Origin of the sequence: Paracraurococcus lichenis (assembly GCF_030657435.1) — a bacterium.
Lineage (GTDB): Bacteria > Pseudomonadota > Alphaproteobacteria > Acetobacterales > Acetobacteraceae > Paracraurococcus > Paracraurococcus lichenis.
This window is the reverse complement of the sequence record NZ_JAUTWS010000283.1, coordinates 1-1,548: the sequence shown is the minus strand read 5'-3', so window position 1 is coordinate 1,548 and position 1,548 is coordinate 1. Positions and strand designations below refer to the sequence as shown.

Below are 1,548 nucleotides of genomic sequence, written 5' to 3'. Positions count from 1 at the left end.
CACATGGGACGTCTCGTTGTCAACGGTCCAATCAGCATCTCATGGCGTGATCTCCGGCGGCAGTCCCAACGGTGTCCAGGTTCGAGCCCGTCTGCGTTCTGGCATTCCCTGGCCAGGACCAACTCACATTCGGCCGGCGCACACGGCAGCCGCACCAACATCCCGCATACGGCGGATAGGGCTCAAGCGGGTGAGACCATTCTGTCAAAAACGGCGTTCGAAGCCATGTCGGCTGGCGGTTCACCCACCTGGATCCGTCAGGACCTGATCAGGGTCCTGCCGAATGCAAAATCAGCGGCCGCACGCTCAGGCGGCCTTCATCACTGCGCCCTCGATGACGACGCCATTGCTGACGAACTTCCAGAATACCACGAGCAGCTTGCGCGCCAGGGCAACAATCGCCGCCTTCTTGCCGCGGCCGCCATTCTGTTTGACGCGCTCCTTGAACCAAAGGCTCAGTGCCGAGGTTGGTTGGTACCGCAGCCACAGCCAGGCGAGCTGGATCATGCTGCTACGCAGTCTTGCATTGCCCGATTGGGAGACGCCCTGTTCGTGGTCGACGGATCCGCTCTGCCAAGGCGTCGGTGCCAGCCCGGCATAGGCAGCCACCTGGCGTCGGTTGCTGAAGCTGCGATAGAAGCACTCCAGCCAGAGCACGGCAGCAAACTCCGGACCGATCCCGCGTAGTTTTGCGAGCGCCGCCACAGAAGTCGGCATCGCCTCGCCCTTGGGCGCGAGCAGCGCATCCCGCTCTGCCTCCACGGCCTCGAGCTGCTGCAAGGTGAGTTCCAGCCGATCGAGCTCTCGCCCGATCTGTGCTTTCAGATGCGCGGGCAAGGGCCGTCCATCGCCGGTGGTCAGCTCCTCCAGGCGCTGGCGTCGGTTCCGGCGCAGCGGCGCATAGTCGGCGACGCCCTGCGCGAATAGCAGTCCCTTGATGCGGTTAGCGTGCGCAATCCGCTCGGCAACCAACGTCTTGCGCTCGCGGCAGAGCCGGCGACGGTCCTCCTCCTCCGGGCTCGGTGGCCGGACCATGGCACAGACCCTCGGCTCGCCGCGCTTGTAGGCCAGCAGCGTGCGCAGCAGGGCCTCGCCATCGATCCGGTCCGTCTTTGCCTTGCGCCGCCGGCGCGAGGTCAAGACCGAGGCAGCATCAACGACATGGCTTTCTATACCTTCGCGCTCCAGCACACGGTGGATCCAGAAACCATCCAGGCCGGCTTCTTGGACGACGACGATCGGGAAGCTCTTGCCGGTGCGAGCTTGCGCCTTGGCCCGCAGCTTGACAAAGTGCTCCAAAAGGCCCTTCACGTCGCCGCTGTCGATCGAATACTTGGACATCTTCTCACCCTTGCCGGGCGACAGTGAGGTGATCACCCAGGTCGAGCGGGACAGCTCCAGAGAGACGAAGATCGCAGTCAGGTTAACGTCGATGGCGGCCTGAGCGACGCAAGGTACGTTTGCAGACATCGTTGCCTCCCGAATGCTGGCGGGCGGGCAGTATCGTGTCCAACCACCCCCGCTATCCACCATCCCATAGGCTCTGTC

General features: G+C 63.8%; 1 protein-coding gene. It reads right to left on the bottom strand.

Annotated elements, in window-relative coordinates; all coding sequences use genetic code 11:
- Nucleotides 1-306 precede the first annotated feature (306 nt).
- Complete coding sequence (locus tag Q7A36_RS39705; RefSeq protein ID WP_305109305.1) at nt 307-1,470, bottom strand: IS110 family RNA-guided transposase; 1,164 nt, start codon at nt 1,468-1,470, stop codon at nt 307-309.
- Nucleotides 1,471-1,548 lie beyond the last annotated feature (78 nt).